Origin of the sequence: Arthrobacter castelli DSM 16402 (assembly GCF_000430705.1) — a bacterium.
GTDB classification, from domain to species: Bacteria; Actinomycetota; Actinomycetes; order Actinomycetales; family Micrococcaceae; genus Arthrobacter_C; species Arthrobacter_C castelli.
In genome coordinates this window covers 152,647-169,647 of the sequence record NZ_AUMN01000005.1, presented here as the reverse complement: position 1 = coordinate 169,647, position 17,001 = coordinate 152,647, and the positions used below count along the sequence as shown (strand labels likewise).

Sequence of the window (17,001 nt, the reverse complement as noted above, 5' to 3'; positions counted from 1 at the left end):
TGTGGTGCTGAGCGGAGCCGGCGGAATGGCGCGCGCCGCCGAGCCTGCTGACGGTTCCAGCCAACAAGATAGTGGGCGTGCAATGGGCGCCGAACGGAGCGCCGCCGGGAAATTCGACATGCCTCTCGACGGCTTTTCGCCGTCAAACACACGGCTGAAGGAGGCAAACCCAGGTTCAGTGGGATTAGATGAGTCGGTAATTAGTGCTGCCTGGGAACAATTGGACGCGTACGCGGACCCCGTGGCTTCTGATACCAAACCACTGTATGCGTCCGCCGTCGGCCTCATGGCACACCAAGGTCGGATCGTCTCAACGCACGCACATGGATTCTCCCGGCTGTACGCCGATGGAGATGGTACGAAGTTGCCCGAAGCCGAGCGGATCAGGGCAACCGAGGACACCATTTATGACATGGCGTCCGTGACGAAACTTTTCACGTCTCTATTGGTCATGCAACTGGTCGAAGAGGGAGAAATTGACCTTGATCAACCGTATTCCAGCTACGTCCCTGAGTTCGGGAATAACGGTAAAGAAGACATCACCCTCCGCCAGATGCTCACCCATACCTCCGGACTAAAGCCGTGGCTGCCGCTCTGGAGTGCGTATGACACGGAAGAGGAACGCATTCAGGCAGTGATGGAAACAACGCCGGACAACGAACCTGGGTCCGCCTACGGTTACAGCGACCTTAATCTGATCGCGCTGGGCCTTTTGGTTGAGAAGGTCACTGGGAAGCCTCTCGACCGCGCCCTCGAGAACAGGATCACGGGCCCGCTCAAGCTGGTCGATACCGAATTCAATCCACCGCCTCATAAGCTGCGTCGGATCGCCGCGACCGAGGATCAATCAGCCGCTGGTCGTGGCATGGTGTGGGGCGAAGTTCACGACGAGAACGCGTGGAGTCTCGGGGGCGTCGCCGGGCACGCGGGGATTTTCTCGACTGTAAGCGATATGGCGATCTTGTCGCAGACGTTGCTGAACGGTGGCATCTATGATGGCCAGCGCATTTTGGAGCAGAGAACTGTTGAGTTCCTGCTTGAGAATCAGAACGAGGCCTTCCCCGGAAATGCTCACGGTCTCGGGTTCGAGCTGGATCAGATGTGGTACATGGGCGGTCTTGCGAATGAAGACGCTGCCGGCCACACCGGCTATACCGGAACGTCGATTGTCATCGACTACAAATCGCGTTCCTTCGCGATTCTGTTGACGAACGCGGTGCATCCCAGCCGTAGCTGGGGTTCGACCAATCCAGCCCGCAGGACCGTAGCTGATGGATTAGCGGGCGCCCTCGGAGTCTTTCCCCAAAAGGGCAGCACGGAGTGGTCCGGCGGGGCCGACAATAACTCGGAGAATACCTTGCAGACCAGCGTTGCCGTCCCGGGTGGTGCGGCATTGTCTTTCGACGTTTTCGCCGACAATGAGGAAACGGATACTTTCGCTGTTGAGACGTCTGCTGATGGCGGTAAGACGTGGACGTTATTGCCGTACACGGTACGGACCGGTTCCAAGGACCATGGGGAGACGGTCCGCACAAACGGCACCTATAACAACCGCGGTGATCGGACGTGGGGCAAGGCGACTGCGGAGATACCTGCAAGTGGCCAGCACCTGATCCGGTGGCGGTACACTACGGACGCGAATACCCTGGGACGTGGTGTTTTCGTGGACAACATTCAAGTGAAGACCGGGAAGAGGACCGTTCTCAATGGGGAAAAGGGGTCCTCTGCTTTCATCGCTGACGGGTTCATTGAAGTGCGCCGCTGATATGACTCGAAATCGAAAGTGAATACCTCGATATCATCGAAGCCCTTGCAATGCGGGGCGCGCATGCCATTGAGGAGCACCCCTCCGACCCGGCACCCCCATGGCGGGGCATGATCCCGGCGAATGCCCCGGCGTGGGCGGAGTGCGACCGCGCCGCCGGCAGCCGGGTTGACTGGCAAATGAACCAGCCTCATTTCAAATAGCGGACCGCTTTATATGAGTGAGCCGATTCAGCAGGCGGTTTGACCTGCGACCACTGGGACCCCGCCTTCGTCGGTCTCCTCTTGTTGCTTCTTCTGCACGCCAATGCTCCACACATAGGGCGGTTTGGCGCCGTTGATCACCCAGTCGCCGATCACCCGGGCCTTGTAAATGAATGGGTTATGCGTCGCTACGGTGCGGGCATTGCGCCAGTGCCGATCCAATGCCCTCCCGGCGCTGGTGGACGATGCACCAAGCACGTTGAACAGCGCACCGGCCACCTCGGGAATGAGGTTGCTGAGAACAATCTGCCCCTGACCTGACTCCAGTTCAGCGGCGATCTTGCCGTCCACTTGAGCTTCGTCGTCGAGAAGCCGGGTTTGGTAGGCATGTTCCAGGCTCTCGGCAACCCGGATCGTTGTCGCTTCTGCTGCATAAACCTTGGCGGTAATTTCCCCTACCACCTGCTGGACCTGCGCGTCGTACCGGACGAGATCGGCGTTGCCATGACTGAACGCCCGCTTGCGCTCACGGACTGCATCAGCGACGTCACGTTGGACCGCTTTACCGATCCCGGCCAGAGTAATGAGAAGGATCTGCTGAAACAGCGCCGTCTGATATGGGAAACGCGTCTCGAAGTCCGAAACGTGCTCCGGTTCAACGTGGGCCGAATCGAATATTGTGGTGCCGCTGCCCGTCAGCCGCTGGCCAAAGCCATCCCAGTCGTCGAAGGTCGTCACGCCGTCTGCTTTGGTGGACACAGTGACGGAGACAGTGGAGCCGTCGGGCCGTTGAGCCGTGGCGTCAATCCAGTCCGCGAAAATTGTGCCGGTGGTGTAAAACTTGCGTCCGGTCAACCTCAGTCCCTCGGCGGTTTCCTCGAGCACCGTTGCTGTGCCGCCGACGCCGGGTTCGGTCCACGCGTTGCCGGCGATCTGCCCTGCTGCGAAACGCTCAAACCACACCGAGCGGTCGTGTTTGCTGTGATGGAAGAGATGCTCTTCGACCAGCGCGGTGTGTGCACGCAACGCCTGGGGAATGTTGCTGTCCGCTGTACCGAGTTCGATCAGCAAGCGGCTGAATTGCGGCCACGAAAGACCATCTCCGCCGAATTCCACGGGAATGCGTGCGGCGCCGAATCCGGCATCCTTGAGCCAGCCGATTTGCTCGTATGGCAGCATCCTGTCCTGCTCGCGTTGCACGGCCGATTCTGCAATGCGATCGAAGATCGGGCGGTACTTGGCGGCAACTGTTTCGTAGTCGACCTGCGTCATGGGCATGCTCCTTGCTTCGGTGGACGGGAAGCCGCGGAGCCCGGCGTTAGAGAGCCGTACTTGCCGCAGCATCCCTGCGCGGCCGGATCGTCATCTGGGGCACCCCACTACGTCGACGAGGGTTGCCGCCCAATCAGCCAGAGCTTCGCATTGGGTCTCATGATCCTTGCGTCCAATATGAACAAAGGAATTGGCGTCAGGGAAAGTCGTGACTTTTTATTTCGCCGCTAAATACCGGGTGGAACGCGGCCACCGCAATACATCGACGCCAAAATTCGTAACCCTTTCATTTTTGTTCATACGGTTGCCCACATTCACAGCACCGGGTTCTCCTTTAGGCATCCCACATAACCGTGACCGCTCATGCCCGAGGAGAATTTCGTGAACACTCAATCACCGGAGAGTCACTCCCCCATTCGGGTGTGGCTTGAGCGGCAAGGCATCGTCAAACCACTCGGATGGGGCTACGTCGGTTTGGCCCTGTTTATGGTCGGCGACGGCATTGAGCTTGGGTTCCTGGCAATATTCCTGGAAGGGAGGGGCTTCTCCCCGGCGAGTATTGCCACGCTGATGAGCGTCTACGGCATTGTGGTGGCCATTTCGGCATGGCTCTCGGGAGCTTTAGCGGAAGCGTGGGGACCACGGCGCATCATGATGACGGGATTCATCGTTTGGGCCGTGTTCGAGGTCATTTTCCTGTGGCCAGGGGTCGCCGGGGAGAACTACCGCCGCTGACAGGGCCGTGGCCAATCGAATTTTCGAAGTGACTGGCGCCAGCTCAACGAACAACTCCGTGGGGTTGGATCTGTTCTGGCGGAATATCCGGACACACTCGCTCCACGACCCAGTGGACTACAAAAAGGTCGAGGTCGGGGCCAACTACCTGCTGGGCGAAGTACAGCCGATCTCGCTGTATACCTGACGGCTGATTTGGGTCCTTGCCGATTATAATTCGAGCCGCACCCAAGCGGGGCTTCAGAAGAATCCTGTATGGGGGTACCATACAGCTATGGAGACAAGCCAGGATGCAGTTGAACGGCTCATCGAAGAAGCACGGAATCAGGGCGAGGCGAGCGACAGACACCGTCATGCCATGATGGCCGCTTCGCGGCGTCGCCAGGAAGCCATTCTTTCTCTTCACGCTCTGGGACTATCAGTCCGTCAGATCGCGAAACGGCTCGGCTGTAGTGCAGGAGTAGTTCAGTCCGCGTTGAAGACAGCTAAGTCGCGCCGTCCCGTATTGGAACGGCGGGAGGAACGCATCCCGTACGAGCTCCATGTGGAGCTGGTCCGCGCCCTATCGAATGAGGGGGAGCGCTTACGGAAGTTGGGGATTGAAAATCTGAAACGGATGCGCGCTCAGCAGCGAAATCCCGTTGCTGAGCATTGGCTTGCTGAGTGGGATAGAGTTCTGCAGCTTCCCATTGAGGAGTGGGAAGACAATCTGCTCGCCGCCAATGAACTGGGCAGTGAGATGCGCCAGATGAGTCCTTTCGCGGGCGCGCTGAGTGATGAGGAACGGATAATCGCAATTCGGAAGGCAAAGACCCTTGCGCCGAAGTGATCTCGAACATTCCATTCGGGCGGCGACGGAAATTATTCGCCAGGATCGCGTCATAATCATCGGTAGCCAAGCCGTCCTGGGCAGTTGGGGGGAGGACGAGTTGCCAGCCACAGCGACCATGTCTGATGAGGTAGACATATGCCCACTCAACGACGACGATGCCGAGTCATTGGCTGACGAGTTGGATGCCGCCATCGGAGAATGGTCCAGCTTCCATACGACTCATGGCTTCTATATACAAGGTGTTGGCAGGAACACGGCGGAGCTGCCGCAGGGATGGGAGGATCGACTTGTTCGGGTGCGAAATGAGAACACGAACAACGCGACCGGGCTTTGTCTGGATCCCTATGATCTCTGCGCCGCAAAGCTGATCGCAGGCCGCGAGAAAGACTACGCTTTCGTCATGGCGCTCTTGGAGCATGACTTCGTAAATCCCGACGTGCTGATCGCTCGGATCGAGCTCTTCGAACCACATGTCGCTCGGAGCGACGCTGCAGCTTCATGGGTTCGAAGCACCGACGTGCCAGATGCAGAGCTCTAAGGAGGTGGGTGAGATGACCATAAGCGAAGTCCTGGCCCCGTATCACGTGAGCGAGGAAGACTTCACCGCAGAACTGGCCCGTCACCTGCAGAAAGGTCCGCAGCCGGGATCTGCCGCCCTGACACGCGGTCAAGAAGACATACTGTCTCAGCACAGCGGCGTGCCCCGGTGGGCGATTCCGACGTCGGCCGGCAGATGGTGACATCCGCACAAGCCGACCTCGCCGAGCAGATCCGCAACTCAAACTCTGTCGAAGAGACAGCAACCCTGCTGCAGATAGACCCCTCTCGTGTCCGTCGCCGGCTCCGGGATCATGCCTTGTACGGATTCAAGCTTGGGGCCGCGACAAGAATCCCACGCTGGCAATTCACATCCCAAGGAACACCGCTGCCGAGGCTGCGTGCAGTGCTTGAGGCACTGCCCAACGATCTGCATCCGCTCGAAGTGGCAGGCTTTATGACCACGGCAGATCCTGACCTGACCGTCGGAAACGAGCAAGTATCACCGCGCGAATGGCTGGAAGCCGGGGCAAACGCGGCCCCCATCTTGGAACTTGCAGATGCCATTGACACATGGTGAAACTGCCGCAGCCGCCGCGCAGCTCCTCGACGGTCCCCTGATCCCGGTCAATAGAGCGTGCCCGGCTACCCGGATCCGGCCAGCTCGGCGACGGCGGCATGCACGGGTTGCACGTCCGTGTCGCGGAAGGGGTGGACGCGGTTGGTCAGCAGCACCACGGACAGGCGTCGCGTCCGGTCCACCAGCAGGGACGTACCCGTAAATCCGCCGTGGCCTCGTGCTTCACCGCCGGATCGGCCAACCCAGGCCAGATGGCCGATTCGCAGGCCGAGTCCCTGGCCATAGTCCGGCCGGGAGGCCTGCGGGTCCAGCACATGCGGTAGCTGGTCCCGCCAGAGTTCGTCCTGCAATTGCGCGGGCAACAGTCCGCCCATCCCGGTGCGCAGCCACTCCCCGACGCTGAGCAATGCGCTGGCGGTACTGAACAGCCCCGCATTTCCTGCCGCTCCGCCGAGCGTCCACGCCGTCTCGTCGTGCACCGCGCCGCGCACCATTCCGCGGTCAGGCTGGTACTCGGTCGCCGCGCAGGCTCCCGGGTCCGGAAAGTACGTCAACGCAGCGCTGGCGGGATCGTCCCGCTCCAGCGGTGTGAGCAGCCGGTCGTGCACCAGGTGGGACCACTCTGTTCCGGTGAGCTGTTCGGCAAGGTGCATCAGAACGTTGTACCCGACGCACGAATAGATGAACCGGCTCCCGGGGTCCGCTTCAAGTTCGAGGCCAGCGAGCCGTTCCAGCAGTTCAGACCGGTCGAATGGCTGGCCGCCGGGCACATCTTCCCATTCCGCCGGCAGTCCGGAGGTGTGGGTGAGCAACTGTCGCACGGTGATTGCCCGCTTCGCTCCTGCGCTAAAGGCAGCAAGCCTGCCGAAAACGGGTTCGTCCAGGCCAAGCACTCCGTCCCGCACGAGGGTCAATATCGTCACCGCCGTAAACACCTTGGTGATCGAGGCGATGTCATAGACCGTCGCGGGACTGGCTGGTACCCGTGCAGCGGGAGCCAGTTCGACGCCGTCGGGCCCATAGCGGACGGCGTCGCCGACGACCACGGGTTCGATCCGGCGCCCGTCTCGAGCAACCGCGCACACCGCCGACGGCGTGAGCCCGTCTGCCACCGCCTCGGTCAATACGTCGCGGATGGCCGACCGCCACGCGCGCGGCTCATCATTGTGCATATCGCTCATTTCGCCACCTCCTCCCCAACAACGCATCCTCGAATTCCACCGTCCCCTGCCGCAAGGCCTCCACGACGGCGGAGACAGCCGGTTGCCGGAGCGAATCGGGGCGGGCCACCAGCCAGTACCCCAGCCGCTCCGCCACTTCGTCGGGGAGCAGCCGGACCAGGTCGCTGTGCTGGTCGGCCATGAAGCATGGAAGCAATCCGATCCCGGCTCCGGCCCGAGTCGCTTCCACGTGCACAAAGACGTTGGTCGAACTCAGCGAGTCCCGCATTCCCGGCAACAACCTTCGTGGCGCATCGAGGCTGTCCACCTGGAGCATGGAGTCGATGAAGTAAACCAGCGGGTGGACCATCACCTCGTCCAAGGTTTCCGGCATTCCGTGCTCGGCGAGATAAGCACGCGATCCGTACAGTCCCAGCACGTACTCCCCCAGCCTGATCGCTTCCGCCCGATGCACCTGCGGCTCACCAACCACCACCTCAAGGTCCAGCCCGCTGCGTACCTGCGATGGTCGGCGGGTGGCGGCGACGATCTCCACACTCAGATCCGGATGATCCCGGCGCAGCCGTGCCACAGCCGGCGCGGCAACGAATGCGCTGAATCCGTCAGTGGCACTCATCCGCACGATGCCGGACAGCTGGCTCGCGCCGTCGTCGTCATCCTCCAAGGTGGCCATGGCGGCGGCGACATTTTCCGCCGCAGCCACCGCCCGCTTGCCCAGTTCGGTCAGTTCCCACCCGCCTCGGCCGCGGACCAGCACGTGGCCGCCCAGGCTCTTCTCCAGGTCGCCGATCCGCCGGGCCACCGTGGTGTGGTTCAGGCCCAGACCCTCCGCCGCGGAAATGAACCGGCCGGTGCGCGACACCTCGAGCAGGATCAACAGGTCATCGGGCTTGGACAGCATATCTGCATTTTCGCAGATTTCATCTGCACAACTGGTCATTGAGGAAACAAAATTCTGCAGCAATACTCGATGGAGTTGTCCAGACCGTGACAGCGGTCACGCGAAAGGGTCTCAAGGTCGAGACAGAAGGAGCAGGATATGAGCGCCAATAACCGCTCGGGCACGACGGCGGAAGAGGCCGGCAAGTCCGGTGGGCTGAAGAAGGTCGTCGCCGCCTCCATGGTGGGCACCGTCGTCGAATGGTACGAATTCTTCCTCTACGCCACCGCTGCGTCGCTGATCTTCGGCAAGTTCTTTTTCCCCAACAGCGACACCGCTCTGGACGGGATCATCGCCGCGTTCGTGACCTACGCCGTCGGCTTTGTCGCGCGGCCATTGGGTGGGATCTTCTTCGGCCAGGTCGGTGACAAGCTGGGCCGCAAGCACACCCTGCAGGTCACCATCATCATGGTTGGCGCCGCTACCTTCCTGATGGGCTGCCTGCCCGGATTCAACGTGATCGGCTATGCCGCTCCGGCGTTGCTGGTGATCCTGCGGTTCATCCAGGGCTTCGCCCTCGGCGGCGAGTGGGGCGGCGCGGTGCTGCTGGTGGCCGAGCACAGCCCGAACAAGTCCCGCGGTTTCTGGTCCAGCTGGCCCCAGGCGGCGGTGCCGATCGGCAACCTGCTGGCCACCGCGGTGCTGCTGACCATGTCCGCGGTGCTGTCCAATGCCGCGTTTGAAAGCTGGGGCTGGCGCGTGGCGTTCTGGCTCTCCGCCGTCGTCGTTGTCATCGGTTACTACATCCGCACCCACGTCTCGGAAGCACCCATCTTCGTCGAGGCCCGGGAGAAAGCCGAGAAGGACCAGGCCCAGAGTTACGGCGTGTTCGAGGTCGTGAAGAAGTACCCTCGCGGCATTCTCGGCGCCATGGGGCTGCGGTTTGCGGAGAACATCATCTACTACATCATCGTCAGCTTCTCGATCGTGTACTTGTCGCAGGTGCACGACTACAACACCTCCAGTCTGCTGTTCGCCTTGCTGGTCGCCCACGTGATCCACTTCCTGGTCATCCCGCAGGTGGGGCGGCTGTCCGACCGACTCGGACGCAAGAAGGTGTACCTGTCGGGCGCGGTGCTCAGCGCAACCTGGGCGTTCTTCGCCTTCCCCATGTTCGACACCCAGAACGCAGTCATCATCGTCGCCGCGATCACCATTGGGCTGTGCTTCCACGCGCTGATGTATGCGGGCCAGCCGGCGATCATGGCCGAAATGTTCCCCACCCGGATGCGGTATTCCGGCGTCTCGCTCGGTTATCAGGTCACCTCCATCTTCGCCGGTTCGCTGGCACCGATCATCGCGACTGCGATCCTGCAGGAAACCGGTTCGTGGGTCGGGGTGGCGCTGTACATAGTCGGGGCGTGCATCATCACCGGCATCGCCGTTGTCACCCTGCGTGAAACTGCGGGGGTCGGATTGCGCGACGTGGATACTGCCGACGCTGAGCGCCACGGGCTGACGACCACCCAGGAAGCCGGGCGATGAACGGACGGCAGATGAACGACGACGGCAGACTGACAGTGCGGACCGCCCTGGTCACCGGCGGTGCCAGCGGAATCGGAGCCGCCTGTGCCAGAGAGCTCGCCGCGTCAGGCGCGAAGGTGATCGTCGCCGACCGCGACAGTGAAGGTGCCGCCGTCGTCGCCGCCGAAACCGGTGGCGAGGCATGGACCATCGACCTGCTCGACACCGCGGCCCTTGAGGACCTGCAGCTCGACGTCGACATCCTGGTGAACAACGCCGGCGTCCAATCGGTGCGGCCTATCGAGGAGTTCGTTCCCGACGACTTCCGGCGGATCCACCGGCTGATGCTCGAAGCGCCGTTTCTGCTAATCCGGGCAGCCTTGCCGGCCATGTACCGAAAGGGATTTGGTCGCATCATTAACCTCTCCTCCGTGCACGGGATCCGGGCCTCACCCTTCAAATCCGCCTACGTCTCCGCCAAGCACGGGTTGGAAGGGCTGTCCAAAGTGACTGCCCTCGAAGGCGGGAAGCACGGAGTCACCAGCAACTGCATCAATCCCGGCTACGTCCGCACCCCGCTGATGGAGAACCAGATCGCCGACCAGGCACAGGCGCACAACATCAGCGAGGACGAAGTACTGGCCAGCATCATGCTGACCGAGAGCGCGATCAAACGCCTGGTCGAACCGGAGGAAGTTGCCTCGCTGGTTGGCTGGCTCGCCTCGGACCACGCGGGGATGGTGACCGGTTCTTCGTATGTGATGGACGGCGGCTGGTCGGCGCGGTAACTGCGCGGAATACCCCGTCCTCGCGAAAATGTCAGTGGCAGGTGTTCTACTAAGATTGTCCGGGCCGGCAGGGGATATTGAGGGTACGCCGGCCCGGGCACCAGAGTTCTCACTTGGTTGTAGCGTCGCCTGTAGGTTCCGCATTTTCGTGTCCTTTTCACAGCGTTTCATGGCCCAAGGATCACCCTGGGCAGCGTGAAGTGGACTGTATAAGTATGTGTCCTGTTGAGTGGGTACACACTGATTGACGCAGGCTCGTTCCGTTATCGGCGGGGCTGGGCCGGCATGGCGATGTGGGTACGACCGACTTCTTGGGGTGTTGCATCAGGTGTGTCGTATAGGGCCCGTCGCCGGACAGGGTGTCCGGACCACCTATTCGGGACGAGCGAAACCAGGAGCTGTATCGTCCCAGGTCAGGGGTGGGTGTGACCGGTGGAGGTTGGTCTTGCGGATCGTACGGACACCGCTGGAAGTGACGCCGCCGCGGAGTGATCAAGTCCATAAGGAGGGGCGCCGGGATCTCGTGAGACCTCCCGTCGAACTGTTGCAATTCAAGGCGACTGCCTGCATTCGCAGCCGGGAATCCAGCGGGAGCGCCCGCAGTTTATGCGAAGGGCGCTCCCGCTGGGTCGGCAGCTATCTAACCGAGGAAAGTGGCGATGAGTGTCGTTAGCTGGAGAGGCCTCGGTTGAGCTCGACCAGATCGTCGGATATGAGGGTCTCGCCCTTCTCGATCTTCTCCATGATCGCGGCGTACGCGAGGTCCCTTCGCTGCGGGAGCAGGTCCTTCCTGGCGGCTGCAAGGGCATCAGGAATTTCATCGCGCGTGAGATCGGTGCAGTACGCAGGGGCTCCGGGCTGCTGGCGCCATGAATCGGCCAGGGGACCGGAGTCGATGGCATCGAAGCCGGTGTCTTCCACCAGGCGCATTGCTATAGCCTTGTCGGCCTCGCGGTCCGCGGCGACGGGAATTGCGATCCGATCGGGGTCTCCTGGTGCTGTGCCCTTGGCCTCGAAAGACCCCGCTCCGATGGCGTTCCAGGCCTTCGTGACGGGACGTCCGAGCTGCTCGGTGACCCACACGCTTTCGACCTGTCCCTCATCGAGTGCCTGAATCTGCCCATCGCGCATGGGGTAGTAGTTCGAGGTATCGAGGATGGCCGCATCGCTTGGAAGGTTCGCAATGAGTGGTCTAATGGCGGGGATACGACTCAGCGGTACGGAGATGATGAGGGCTTCGATGTCTGTGACGACGTCTGCGGCCTCTACTGCCCGGGCGCCCGCTGCCACGATCTCTGAATCGATGGTCTCCGGGCCACGGGAATTGGCGATTTTGACCTCGTGTCCTGCTCGGCTGAGCTTGGTGGCCAGCGTTGCTCCAATGGATCCTGCTCCGAGGATGCCGATCTTCATATGAATCCTTTCGTTGAAGTTGTGGTTAACTCCAGTGTGAACCTTTCCATTAGTGTGAAGGTCAAATCATCGTCACGAAGGGGGCCCCTTATGCGCATTGGTGAACTGTCCGAACGGTCCGGTATTCCGTCTCGGATGTTGCGGTATTACGAGGAGCAGGGGCTGGTGGCGCCGCGCCGGCTCGATAACGGCTACCGGTCCTACGACGAATATCTCGTGGACCGCGTTCTCAAGATCCGTGGTCTGATCGAGGCGGGCATACCGACCCGGGTTATCGGAGACATCCTGCCCTGCTTGGATCGCCCGCAAGCCATCGTCGTTACCGATCCGGATCCAGAGCTGCGGGAGATACTTCTTCGGGAACGCGACCGGATGACCCAGAGGATCGACCTGCTCGTCCAAAACCGTGACTCCATCAACCGCTACATCGAGGCAATGGACTCAGCCCTGAATGTTGCCGCCGAGAAGACCGCCAGTTAACCACATCCCATTTGTGTGAAGGTTGCACGATAAGTCCATGACCTCACCAAAAATCGAGACTGCGCCATTCCGGACGCCAATAAAGTTGCCTATCGGCAGTCTGCTGGCCCTTGCTGCCGCGGGTTTCCTCACTGCAATGCCGGAGACACTTCCCGCCGGCATCCTGCCGGCCCCAAGTGCGGATCTGGGCGTGACTGAAGCTACTGCGGGGCAGACAGTAACTGTCTACGCGATCGGTTCGAGTGCCGGCGCCATCCCGATCATCAATGCGACGAGGGGCTGGCCCCGCCGGCGCCTGCCCGTCATGGCTCTTAGCGGATATACGGTCACGAGCCTGCTGGTTGGTGGCTGTGTCACCGCTTTATGCCCTCACCCTAGTGATTCGCTTCGTGACGGGTGTCTTCGCTGGCGTCCTGTGGGGGATCCTTATCGAACGGGGATCAGCCCGCCGGCGGCCCTGCGGAGACGATCATCTGTGGTCAGCAGCTCAGCGTCGAGAACTTCGGCGAGGGCGACGTAGAAGGCGCCATAGGCCGAACAACGATTGCGAAGCTCCCAGACCCGGCGGCGCAATCCGGCGTGGCGGTGGCACACGAGGGACAGCTCCCCTAGCTCTTCCACCGCCCGCCTGCCATGTTCGGCTGGGAGCCAGCCGCGAAGCGTCCAGCGGCGAACCACGCTCATTATCTCGGGTTCGATGAGTTCTGGCGCATGTATTTCGCCCACGGTGCTCAAAGCCTGCCCAACGGCGCCTGCGCGATCAGTGCTCAGCAGCAGGTCGACTGCCGCCGAAGCGTCGATCACAATCACCGCAGGTCGTCCTCAGCCCGTTCCTGAGCCAGGGCCTCTGCCGATGATTCGGGCACGTCCAGCCTCGGACGGCTCGCCAACCGATCGAGCATCTCGGCCATCGTCGGGCGGCGGGCCAGCTCGACGGCTTCAGCGCGCAGCAACTCCGACAAGGAGCGGCGCTCCTCGGTCGCGCGCGCGGTGAGCCGCCGATGAACGTCATCGGGCACGTCGCGGATCTGGATCGTCTTGGTCATGACATCATGATACACCCACAGTGCATGCAAACGGGTGTTTCTAAGCTTTAGACGTCCCGGTAGAGGATCCTCATGCAGAACTCATCCCTGCCCTTTGGACGCATTTGCTGCTTGGGCCCAGGCGACGGCATATGCCACGAATGTTCGCGTTTTGTCGGCCTCGCCTGGACGGGGCGGGCGGTGGCCTTTGAAGACGTCTGCCGCCGGATTTACGCGGGGGAGCCGCATTCGGATCATATTTATCGATCCGAGGCGCCGGAATAATCAATTGGACGAATGTGACGCCGGACACTAATACTGGCAGGCATGACTACCAGCGATTCGACGGGTGACGCGTTCCTGACAGACTTTCACCACGTCGCCGCCATCGGCGCGACGGCGAACAACGGCGCTGACCGAGGTGGCATTCGCCATGGCTAATGGGGAGCTGGAGGGGCGCCGGGCATGACCGAGCCGTTTGAACTCAGCGCCACGGCCGCGCTCGGCATGTTCCGCAGCAAAGCGCTCTCGCCCGTGGAAATGATGACGTCGGTGATTGACCGCATCGGCGATGTGAACAGCGATATTAACGCGCTGACGGAAACCATGTTCGACGACGCGATGGCCGCGGCGAAGGCTGCTGAAGACCACTATGTGCGTGGCGAGTACGACGGCGGCACGGCCGTCGGACGGGCACCCCGCCAGGCGGCGGGGCGTGCAGGTGCGGGTCAGGCATCCGGCGACGCGTTGCTGGGCCTGCCGGTCGCGGTCAAGGAGAAGCACGGGATCGCCGGGCACACGTTGTCCCAGGGGCTGCTGGCCCACGCCGATTATGTGGCCGACCGGGACCATCCGCTGGTGGAACGGATCCGCCGCGGCGGCGGCATCATCCACGCTCGGACGACGTCGCCGGAGTTCAGCTGCGCCACGGTGACCCAGAGCCCGATCTGGGGTGTGACGCGCAACCCGTGGAACCGGGACTGCTCCCCCGGCGGTTCGTCGGGTGGCTCCGCCGCGGCCCTGGCCGCAGGCATGACGCCACTGGCAACGGCCTCGGACATTGCCGGCTCCACCAGGATCCCGGCAGCGTTCACCGGAACCGTCGGCTACAAGGGTCCGTATGGGCGGATACCGGGAATGCCGCCGCTGTCGATGGATCCTTACCGTGGCGATGGTCCGATGGCGCGGACGGTTGCGGACACCGCGCTGCTGACCAACGTGATGGCGGGAACGCATCCGCTGGACCACAGCTCCGTGCCTGCGCCGGAACTCTTGCCGTTGGAATTCGGCCCCGTCGAGGGCATGCGGATCGCGCTGTGCATCCGGTTGGGCGACTATCCGGTGGAGCCGGAGATCGAGCGCAATACCCGCCGCGTTGCTGCGGCGCTGAAGGCGACCGGCGTCGTCGTCGAAGAAGTTGAACTGCCGTGGTCCACGCAGACCATCCGGGAGGTCACGATGACCCACTTCGGGAACATCCTCGGGCCCGCGATGGAAGAACTGACGGCCGGAACCCGCGACCAGCTGGCGCCCTACACCCGCCGGTTCATGGCCGACGCCAAATCGGCGGCCGAACGCCACACCTTTTGGGAGGGCTTCGCCGCGGAGGCGAAAATGCAGGCTGAACTGGCCGCCGCCATGGCCGGCTTTGATGCTTTGCTCTGCCCGACGTCGGCCGTTGCCTCCCTCGATGCCGAGGGCGAGTACCTGGACGGAATCCAGGTTGGCGGCACCCATCTGCAGCATTATTGGGAAGCGCATATGACGCTTCCGTTCAATGTGGCCAACCGGTGTCCGGTCCTCGCCGTGCCCGGCGGCTTCACCGACCACGGCATGCCCACCGGAGTGCAGATTGTGGGCCACCCGTATGACGACCACACGGTGTTCCGGGTTGGTGCCGCTATTGAACAGGCAGCACCGTGGCCGCTGTGAGCCGGTTCCGGTGCGGAGGCATGACATGGCACTTCTTGCCCGGGAGGAAGGAACCGGATGGGTAGACGCTTGATCGGCAGCTGAGGCGATTTTCGAGAACAACGTTAGACAGCGGGTGCAATCTTGAAGCAACGAAGTTTTAAAACTCTCTACATTGTCATAACGGTATTGGCATTTCTCCCAGTCATTTTCCCCCTCTATGGATTGGCGAACAGCGCACGGCCGTTCGTGCTGGGCCTTCCTTTCAGCTTCTTTTGGGTCTTGTTGTGGGTGGCCATCGTGTGCGTGGCCGTCATTTGGCTCTACTTAATCGATCCGGAGAACAAGCGTAAAGGGGATGATTCCTAATGCAGGACTGGCAATATGCGCTAATTATTATGCTCGCCTACCTGGTCATTGCGCTGTTCGTCGGGATCCTCGCCGGCAAGGGGCGCAAGGCGTCAGTGAGCGAATTCGCCGTAGCGGGCCGGACCCTGGGTTTTGTCGTCACGGCATGCCTGATGGGCGGAGCCGTGTTCAGCGCCTTCTCTTTCCTGGGCGCGCCCGGCTGGGCCTTCGACCGTGGCGCACCGGCGTACTACATCATCGTCTACACCGCCTTCGGCATTCTGCCGTGGTACATCCTCGGCCCCAAGATCGGAAAGATCGGGCGCAAACTCAATCTCTACACTCTCTCCGGCTTCCTGCACGCCAGGTTCCGGAATAAGACAATTCCCATCCTGATCGCCATCATCGCGCTGCTGGCCTTCATCCAGTACCTCGCCACCCAGATGAAGGGCATGGCGTACGTTTTCAACATCATGACCGACGGAGCGATCCCCTTCTGGCTCGGCGCCCTGATCGCTTACGGCATCGTGGTGGTCTACGTGGCAACGGGCGGCTTGCGCGCCGCCGCCTGGTCCGACGTCTTCCAGGCGGTCCTGATGGTTGTGGTTTCCTGGGTGGTCGGCATTACAGTGGTCCGCCAACTGCATGGCAGCACCTCCGAAATGTTCACGAACATCTCCGACACCATGCCGGGCTTCCTGGAGATCGGCGGCCAGAATTCCACCATGAGTCCGACGTCGTACACGACGACGATCCTGGTCTCGCTGATCGGCATCCTGATGTGGCCGCACCTCTTCTCGAAGTCGTACTCGTCCAGGCCAATCACCATTAAGCGGACCGTCATTGTTTATCCGGTCTTCGCGCTGTTCCTGATTCCGCTGCTGCTGGCCGGCTTCGCCGCCGTCGGCGTCGTTGACACCGGTGCAGTGGTCCCTGACGAAATATTGCCGTACCTGATCACCACGGTGATGGAGATGCCGGGCTGGTTGTACGGCCTGGTGGGTGCCGGCGCGCTGGCAGCGGCGATGTCCTCGGCGGACGCCATCACGCACAGTGCCTCTATGGAATTCACCAACGGCTTTGTGCACCAGATCAAGCCGGATATGGCCGAGCAGAAGACGCTGAAGATCATGCGCATCGCCGTCGTCGTCATCGGCGGCGCCGCGTACCTCATCACTATTTTCGGCGGCCAGGGACTGATCGCGCTGCTGCTTGGCGCATACGGCTCCATCGTGCAGTTCGCCCCCGGCGTCTACAGCGCCCTGTATTGGCGCCGTGCCACCGCACCCGGCGTCATGGCCGGGCTGATCGTTGGCGCGGTGGTCAACTACTACTACCAGTACGCCGCCGACCCGCTGTTCGACATCAACCCGGGCATCCTCGGATTGATCGCCAACGTCATCGTGATGGTGGGCATCAGTTACGCGACCAAGCCGCCCGCGGACGACGCCGTCAGGGACTTTGTCGACGCCCATCGCCGTGAGCCGGCGTTGGAGGGGTAGATAACTGCCGACGTCGACACCCTCC

General features: G+C 61.8%; 17 protein-coding genes, 1 pseudogene and 1 riboswitch. Of the genes and pseudogenes, 12 read left to right on the top strand and 6 right to left on the bottom strand.

Annotated features, from left to right (window positions below):
- The first annotated feature begins 1 nt into the window (after window position 1).
- Complete coding sequence (locus H535_RS0107940; protein WP_211236552.1) at window positions 2-1,765, top strand: serine hydrolase domain-containing protein; 1,764 nt, start codon at window positions 2-4, stop codon at window positions 1,763-1,765.
- A 230-nt stretch (window positions 1,766-1,995) separates the two neighbouring features.
- Here the strand turns inward: H535_RS0107940 and H535_RS24185 are convergent, their stop codons facing one another.
- Window positions 1,996-3,240 carry an acyl-CoA dehydrogenase family protein gene (locus tag H535_RS24185; RefSeq protein WP_245580218.1) on the bottom strand — a complete coding sequence of 415 codons (1,245 nt, stop codon included), beginning with the start codon at window positions 3,238-3,240 and terminating at the stop codon, window positions 1,996-1,998.
- 51 nt (window positions 3,241-3,291) lie between these two features.
- Window positions 3,292-3,405: riboswitch (SAM riboswitch) on the bottom strand.
- 216 nt (window positions 3,406-3,621) lie between these two features.
- On the opposite strand from H535_RS24185, the gene H535_RS0107930 reads away from it, so the two are divergent.
- The 5 genes and pseudogenes from H535_RS0107930 to H535_RS24175 all read left to right on the top strand — a co-directional run bounded on the left by H535_RS0107930 (window position 3,622) and on the right by H535_RS24175 (window position 5,924).
- Window positions 3,622-3,975, top strand: a complete 354-nt coding sequence (locus tag H535_RS0107930) for an MFS transporter (RefSeq protein WP_211236551.1) — start codon at window positions 3,622-3,624, stop codon at window positions 3,973-3,975.
- Window positions 3,976-3,982: 7 nt separating this feature from the next.
- A pseudogene (locus tag H535_RS0107925) lies at window positions 3,983-4,162 on the top strand (acyl-CoA dehydrogenase family protein); the annotation flags it as partial.
- 87 nt (window positions 4,163-4,249) lie between these two features.
- The gene (locus tag H535_RS27695) at window positions 4,250-4,804 is read left to right on the top strand and encodes a sigma factor-like helix-turn-helix DNA-binding protein (RefSeq protein ID WP_026819128.1); all 555 of its coding nucleotides are present in this window, start codon (window positions 4,250-4,252) and stop codon (window positions 4,802-4,804) included.
- On the top strand, window positions 4,791-5,345 hold the full coding sequence (locus H535_RS0107915) for a DUF6036 family nucleotidyltransferase (protein ID WP_026819127.1): 555 nt from the start codon (window positions 4,791-4,793) through the stop codon (window positions 5,343-5,345). The genes H535_RS27695 and H535_RS0107915 overlap by 14 nt, the downstream gene beginning before the upstream one ends.
- Before the next feature lie 168 nt (window positions 5,346-5,513).
- Window positions 5,514-5,924, top strand: coding sequence for a helix-turn-helix domain-containing protein (locus H535_RS24175; RefSeq protein WP_051298793.1), 411 nt, complete (start codon window positions 5,514-5,516; stop codon window positions 5,922-5,924).
- A 65-nt stretch (window positions 5,925-5,989) separates the two neighbouring features.
- Here the strand turns inward: H535_RS24175 and H535_RS0107900 are convergent, their stop codons facing one another.
- Window positions 5,990-7,105 carry a serine hydrolase domain-containing protein gene (locus H535_RS0107900; RefSeq protein ID WP_051298791.1) on the bottom strand — a complete coding sequence of 372 codons (1,116 nt, stop codon included), beginning with the start codon at window positions 7,103-7,105 and terminating at the stop codon, window positions 5,990-5,992.
- The gene (locus tag H535_RS0107895; protein ID WP_035768813.1) at window positions 7,086-8,006 is read right to left on the bottom strand and encodes a LysR family transcriptional regulator; all 921 of its coding nucleotides are present in this window, start codon (window positions 8,004-8,006) and stop codon (window positions 7,086-7,088) included. Before H535_RS0107895 ends, H535_RS0107900 begins: the two co-directional genes overlap by 20 nt.
- A 138-nt stretch (window positions 8,007-8,144) precedes the next feature.
- Between H535_RS0107895 and H535_RS0107890 the strand changes: the two genes are divergently transcribed.
- Complete coding sequence (locus tag H535_RS0107890; RefSeq protein WP_026819123.1) at window positions 8,145-9,530, top strand: MFS transporter; 1,386 nt, start codon at window positions 8,145-8,147, stop codon at window positions 9,528-9,530.
- The gene (locus H535_RS0107885) at window positions 9,527-10,297 is read left to right on the top strand and encodes a 3-hydroxybutyrate dehydrogenase (protein WP_169728264.1); all 771 of its coding nucleotides are present in this window, start codon (window positions 9,527-9,529) and stop codon (window positions 10,295-10,297) included. Before H535_RS0107890 ends, H535_RS0107885 begins: the two co-directional genes overlap by 4 nt.
- Window positions 10,298-10,966: 669 nt before the next feature.
- Here H535_RS0107885 and H535_RS0107880 read toward each other — a convergent pair.
- A complete protein-coding gene (locus tag H535_RS0107880) occupies window positions 10,967-11,710 on the bottom strand; it encodes an NADPH-dependent F420 reductase (protein WP_026819121.1) in 744 nt (247 codons plus the stop codon).
- 90 nt (window positions 11,711-11,800) lie between these two features.
- On the opposite strand from H535_RS0107880, the gene H535_RS0107875 reads away from it, so the two are divergent.
- Window positions 11,801-12,190, top strand: coding sequence for a MerR family transcriptional regulator (locus H535_RS0107875; RefSeq protein WP_026819120.1), 390 nt, complete (start codon window positions 11,801-11,803; stop codon window positions 12,188-12,190).
- Window positions 12,191-12,616: 426 nt separating this feature from the next.
- Here H535_RS0107875 and H535_RS0107870 read toward each other — a convergent pair whose 3' ends face one another.
- Together H535_RS0107870 and H535_RS0107865 are read right to left on the bottom strand one after the other, a co-directional pair.
- Entirely contained in the window at window positions 12,617-13,000 is a 384-nt protein-coding gene (locus tag H535_RS0107870; protein ID WP_026819119.1) for a type II toxin-antitoxin system VapC family toxin, read from the bottom strand.
- On the bottom strand, window positions 12,997-13,236 hold the full coding sequence (locus tag H535_RS0107865) for a FitA-like ribbon-helix-helix domain-containing protein (protein ID WP_026819118.1): 240 nt from the start codon (window positions 13,234-13,236) through the stop codon (window positions 12,997-12,999). The genes H535_RS0107870 and H535_RS0107865 overlap by 4 nt, the downstream gene beginning before the upstream one ends.
- Before the next feature lie 444 nt (window positions 13,237-13,680).
- Here H535_RS0107865 and H535_RS0107860 point away from each other — a divergent pair, with 444 nt between their 5' ends.
- The 3 genes from H535_RS0107860 to H535_RS0107850 all read left to right on the top strand — a co-directional run bounded on the left by H535_RS0107860 (window position 13,681) and on the right by H535_RS0107850 (window position 16,976).
- A complete protein-coding gene (locus tag H535_RS0107860; RefSeq protein ID WP_026819117.1) occupies window positions 13,681-15,147 on the top strand; it encodes an amidase in 1,467 nt (488 codons plus the stop codon).
- A 168-nt stretch (window positions 15,148-15,315) separates the two neighbouring features.
- Entirely contained in the window at window positions 15,316-15,495 is a 180-nt protein-coding gene (locus H535_RS29340; RefSeq protein ID WP_211236550.1) for a hypothetical protein, read from the top strand.
- Window positions 15,495-16,976 carry a sodium:solute symporter family protein gene (locus H535_RS0107850; RefSeq protein ID WP_026819115.1) on the top strand — a complete coding sequence of 494 codons (1,482 nt, stop codon included), beginning with the start codon at window positions 15,495-15,497 and terminating at the stop codon, window positions 16,974-16,976. The genes H535_RS29340 and H535_RS0107850 overlap by 1 nt, the downstream gene beginning before the upstream one ends.
- Window positions 16,977-17,001 lie beyond the last annotated feature (25 nt).

What these genes read in the sequence shown, in the direction of transcription:
- H535_RS24185 (WP_245580218.1), bottom strand. Translation starts at nt 3,240, where the DNA reads ATGACGCAGGTCGACTACGAAACAGTTGCCGCCAAGTACCGCCCGATC.
- H535_RS27695 (WP_026819128.1), top strand. Translation starts at nt 4,250, where the DNA reads ATGGAGACAAGCCAGGATGCAGTTGAACGGCTCATCGAAGAAGCACGG.
- H535_RS0107900 (WP_051298791.1), bottom strand. Translation starts at nt 7,105, where the DNA reads ATGAGCGATATGCACAATGATGAGCCGCGCGCGTGGCGGTCGGCCATC.
- H535_RS0107895 (WP_035768813.1), bottom strand. Translation starts at nt 8,006, where the DNA reads ATGCTGTCCAAGCCCGATGACCTGTTGATCCTGCTCGAGGTGTCGCGC.
- H535_RS0107890 (WP_026819123.1), top strand. Translation starts at nt 8,145, where the DNA reads ATGAGCGCCAATAACCGCTCGGGCACGACGGCGGAAGAGGCCGGCAAG.
- H535_RS0107885 (WP_169728264.1), top strand. Translation starts at nt 9,527, where the DNA reads ATGAACGGACGGCAGATGAACGACGACGGCAGACTGACAGTGCGGACC.
- H535_RS0107880 (WP_026819121.1), bottom strand. Translation starts at nt 11,710, where the DNA reads ATGAAGATCGGCATCCTCGGAGCAGGATCCATTGGAGCAACGCTGGCC.
- H535_RS0107875 (WP_026819120.1), top strand. Translation starts at nt 11,801, where the DNA reads ATGCGCATTGGTGAACTGTCCGAACGGTCCGGTATTCCGTCTCGGATG.
- H535_RS0107865 (WP_026819118.1), bottom strand. Translation starts at nt 13,236, where the DNA reads ATGACCAAGACGATCCAGATCCGCGACGTGCCCGATGACGTTCATCGG.
- H535_RS0107860 (WP_026819117.1), top strand. Translation starts at nt 13,681, where the DNA reads ATGACCGAGCCGTTTGAACTCAGCGCCACGGCCGCGCTCGGCATGTTC.
- H535_RS0107850 (WP_026819115.1), top strand. Translation starts at nt 15,495, where the DNA reads ATGCAGGACTGGCAATATGCGCTAATTATTATGCTCGCCTACCTGGTC.